Annotated in this window: 1 protein-coding gene; it reads right to left on the bottom strand. The window is 72.7% G+C overall.

Annotated features, from left to right (window positions below):
• Positions 1-4,800 (bottom strand): non-ribosomal peptide synthetase (locus AOK23_RS33490; protein ID WP_240496685.1); only part of this gene is annotated, 4,800 nt, incomplete at both ends.

The following is a 4,800-nucleotide window of genomic DNA, read 5'->3' as shown; positions in this document are numbered from 1 at the left end:
CCGCCGGCCGGCGGGAAGCAGAACAGGGTCTGCCGCTGCTCCCGGTTGAACCAGAGGTACGGTCGGCCGCCCTCGATCCGGCCGGTGATGATGTGCTCGACGGTGCGGGCCATCCCGTGCAGGGTGGTCACCTCGAACAGCCTGCTCACCGGGACGGTGATGTTGAACTCGGCCTGGAGACCGTGGATCAGCTCGATCAGCCTGATCGAGGAGCCGCCACACTCGAAGAAGTCGTGCTGGAGTCCCGGCTTCTCGATGCCGAGCAGCGCCTGCCAGTGCTCGGCCATCCTGACCTCGTACAGGGTCGCGGGCGGCTCGGCCGTCCGCTCCACGCCGTCCGTCGCGGGGGCGGGCAGCGCGGCGAGGTCCACCTTGCCGTTGGCGGTGAGCGGCAGCGCGGGCACCTCGGTGAAGTGCACCGGGATCATGAAGGTCGGCAGGAGGCCGGCCAGATGACGGCGGAGCTCACGCCGGTCCAGGGTCCTGCCGGGGGCCGGCACGCAGTAGGCGCAGAGTGTGTTCTCGCCCCGCCCGTCGGCACGGACGGTGACCACCGCCCGGTCCAGTTCGGGCCACTCCGCGAGCCGGCTCTCGATCTCCCCCGGCTCGATCCGGTGCCCTCGCACCTTGATCTGCGTGTCGACCCGGCCGAGCAGACGCACCCCGCCGTCCGCGTCCCAGCATGCGAGGTCACCCGTGCGGTAGACCCGGACCGGCTCGGTGCCGTCGGCGCCGCCCAGCGGCAGGGTGGTGAACCGCCGGGCGGTCCGTTCCTCGTCGCCCGCGTAGCCGAGTGCCACGCCGGACCCGCCGATCCACAGCTCGCCGGTGACACCGGGCGGGACCGGGCGTCCGTGCCGGTCCAGCAGATAGAGGGTGCTGTTCGGGAAGGGCCGCCCGATGGGCACCATCCGGCTGGGCTCCAGCCCGTCCACCGGACCCTCGAAGTACGCGCTGTCGATGGTGGCCTCGGTGAGGCCGTACGAGTTGACGAGCCTGGTCCTGGGGCCGCACAGGGCGCGCAGCCGCTCGTACTCCTCGACCTTCCACACGTCCGAACCGACCACCAGCAGCCGCATGAAATCCAGCCGCAGCCTCTCCCGTTCGCAGTGATCGGCGAGGACGCGGGCGACCGCCGGGACGAACTCGGCGGCGTCCACCCGCTCGGCGCGCATCACCTCGTGGAGCCGGGCCGTGTCGAACAGCAGCTCCCGTCCGACCAGCACCAGGGTCCCGCCCGAGCAGAGGGCGCGGACCACGTCCCCGGTGAAGACGTCGAAGGAGGGGGCGGCCATCTGGAGGTGCACCCTGACGTCGGTCTCCAGCCGGTACTCGGTACGCCACGCCTGGTACGCCGAGGCCAGATTGCCGTGCGACACCCGGACGGCCTTGGGGCGACCGGAGGACCCGGAGGTATGGATGACGTATGCGGGTGCCTCCAGACCCACTGGCTCGTCCGCGAACCCGGCCTCCGACGCGCCCAGTTCGCCCGTGGTGATCAGCCGGGCCGGGAGCCCGTCGAGCCCGTGGAGTCGGTCGAGCCTGTCGTGGTCGTCGGCGATCAGCAGGTCCGCTCCCGCGTGCTCGACCATGTAGGCCAGCCGGTCGGCGGGGTCGCCGGGGGCGAGCGGGAGATACGCGGCGCCGGTGCGGAGCACCGCGAGCAGGGCGACGATCAGCTCCGGGGACTTCTCCAGGCAGAGGGCCACCACCGAGCCGGGCCCGGCGCCCAGCGCGCGCAGCCGGGCGGCGGCCCGCGCCGAGCGTTCGGCCAGCTCGCCGTAGGTGAGCCGGACGGCCGGGCCGGAGCCGGCCGGCATCACCACCGCCGGCGCCGTCGGATCGGCCGCCGCCACACGCAGGATCAGCTCGTGCACCGGCTCGTCGTACACGACCCGCCGGTCCGCTCCGCTCCACCGCCCGAGCACCAGGGCCCGCTCGTCGGGGCCGAGCAGTTCGAGGCCGGTCGCCGCGCGCTCCGGGCCCGATGTGGTCAGTGCCGTGAGCAGGCTGACGTAGTGCGCGGCCAGCCGGGCCACCGTCTCCGGCAGGAAGAGGTCGGTGTTGTACTTGAGCACGCAGTGGAAGCGGTGCTCCGACTCGTCCTCGTACGCGGAGAGTGTGAGGTCGAACTGCCCCTCCTCCTCGGGCAGCTCGATGTACTCCAGCCGGTAGCCGTACTTCTCCGTGGCGACCTTGTGGTGGAGCAGGATGAACATCGCCTGGAAGACCGCCGAGCGGCTGGGGTCGTGCTGCAGACCGAGCTTCTCCACCAGCAGCACGAACGGGTACTCCTGGTGGTCGAGGCCGCCCAGCACGGTGGTCCGCACCCGGTCCAGCAGCTCGGCCACGGTCGGCTCGCCGGCCAGCGAGACATACAGCGGCAGCGGGTTGACGAAGTAGCCGTAGACGCCGGCGAACTCCTCGTCGGTGCGGCCCGTCACCGGGCTGCCGACCACGAGGTCGTCCTGACCCGAGTACGCGTGCAGCAGCAGGTAGTAGGCGCTGAGCAGCACCATGAACACGGTGACGTTGTGCTCGCGGGCCAGCGCGTGCACCCGGGCGCTCAGCTCCTCGTCCAGGACGAAGAACTCCGAGGCGCCGTTGTGGGTCTGCACCGCGGGGCGCGGCCTGTCGGTGGGCAGTTCGAGGGTCGGCACCTCGGCGGGCAGCCGCGACCGCCAGTAGTCGAGCATCCTCGACGCCTCGCGCCCGGCCAGGAACTCGTTCTGCCGGTTGAGGAAGTCCAGGTAGCGCGCGGACACCGGGGGCAGCTGGGGCGCCTCGCCGCGCCGCAGCCCCTCGTAGACCGCGAGCAGCTCCTCGATGAAGGTGAACGTGGAGATCGCGTCCGAGACGATGTGGTGGACGGCCTTCATGATCACCCACCGGGCCGGGCCGCGCCGGAACAGCCGGAACCGCACCAGCGGATCGCGCTCCAGGTCGTACGGCCTGCGGTACTCCTGGACGATCATCGCGTGGATCTCGTCCCAGTCCAGGTGCTCGACGTCGACGACCCCGAAGTCCGGCTCCACCGCGGCGGAGATCCGCTGCACTGGCCCGCCGTCATCGAGTACGAAGTTGGCCCGCAGACCGGGATGCCGCTCGACCATGGTGCGGAAGGCGAGGGCCATCAGCTCGGGTTCCAGCTCCACCCGGACCTCGACCGCGCCGCCGATGTTGTAGGCGAACCCGTCCGGGTCGAGCTGCTTGAGGAACCACAGGGCCTTCTGGTTCTGCGTCAGCGGGTACGCCGACTCGTCCTCGTACCGCTCGACACTGGTCCCGCCCCGGCCGGGCCGCTCCTCGTGGAGCAGCTCGGCCAGCGACTCGTACAGCTGGGCCACCAGCTCGGCGACCGGCGCGTTGCTCAGCAGTGCCACCAACGGGAGGGTGGTGCCGAGTTCGGTGGTGAGGCGGGCCCGCAGCTCCATCGCGAGCAGGGAGTCCAGGCCGAGGGCGCCGAGTCCGGCGCCCGGTTCGATCTGGTCGGCCGGCACCCGGAGCACGGAGGCGACCAGCCCGCCGAACCACCCGGTGAGCAGGGACAGCCGCTCGGCCTCCCCCGCCGCCCGCAGCGTCTCCAGCGGGCCGGTCGGCTGCGCCGCCGGGTTGGACTCCCGGGCGGCGGCGGCCAGGTCGGCCACCAGCGGCGGCGGAGCCGGGTACCAGGAGAGGAAGACCAGCCAGTCCACCACGGTCGCGATCAGCAACTGGGCTCGGTCCTGGCCGAGCACCCGTTCCAGTACGGCCATGCCGGTCTCCGGGGCGAGCGAACTCATGCCCCGGCTGGCGCGGTAGTGGTCGATCAGACCCAGTTCCTCGATCATCCCGGTCGCCCAGGGGCCCCAGTCGAGGCTCAGCGCGGGCAGACCGAGCGCCCGGCGGTGGTGGGCCAGCGCGTCAAGGAAGGCGTTCCCCGCGGCGTAGTTGGTCTGGCCGGCCGTGGTCAGCAGCGAGGCGATCGAGGCGAACAGCACGAAGTGGTCCAGCGGTTCACGGGCCAGCTGCCGGTGCAGGGCGAGCGCGCCGAGCACCTTCGGGTCGTACGCCGCGTCGAACGTCTCCCGGTCCAGCTCGCCGACCAGGGTGTCCCGGACCTGGCCCGCCAGGTGGAACACGCCGCGGATCGGCGGCCGGTCCAGCCGCCGGTACTCGGCCAGCCAGGCGGCCAGCGCCGACTCGTCGGTGATGTCCAGTCGCGCCGGGACCGGCTCCGCGCCCAGGGCCTCCAGCTCCCGCAGGAAGGCGACGCGCAGGCCCTCCGGGCCGGTCGGGTCGACGTCCCGCCACTCCTCGCGCGGCGGCAGCGGGCCACGGCCGACCAGGATCAGCAGGCGGACACCGCGCCGGACCAGCGTGCGGCACAGCAGCCGGCCGAGCGCGCCGAAGGCGCCCGTGACGAGGTACGCGGCGTCCGGGCGGAACCGCGGCGGCAGCGGCCGACTCAGCCCCTCCGCGCGCCGCAGCCGGCAGGTGAGCCGACGCCCGTCCCGCAGCGCGATCTCGTCCTCGTCGCCGACCGTGAACTCACGCAGCAACGCGGCGGCCTCGCCGTCGCGGTCCCCGTCCGGGCCGAGGTCGACCAGCTTGCCCGGGTGGCCGGGCAGCTCCTGATGACGCAGCACCCGGCCGATGCCCCAGGCGGGCGCCCCCAGCGGCTCGACCGGCTCACCGGCGACGGTGGCCTGCGCGCACCGGGTGACGATGTGCAGTCGGCTGCCCGGCAGTTCGGCCGACATCAGCGCGGCGAGGACGACCAGGTTGTAGGCGCCGGGGGAGGTGTCGTCGGGGGTGGGG

The sequence above is a fragment of the Streptomyces torulosus genome, assembly GCF_001419765.1.
Taxonomy (GTDB): Bacteria; Actinomycetota; Actinomycetes; order Streptomycetales; family Streptomycetaceae; genus Streptomyces; species Streptomyces torulosus.
The sequence above is the reverse complement of the archived record's forward strand: the minus strand, read 5'-3'. Positions and strand labels throughout refer to the sequence as shown.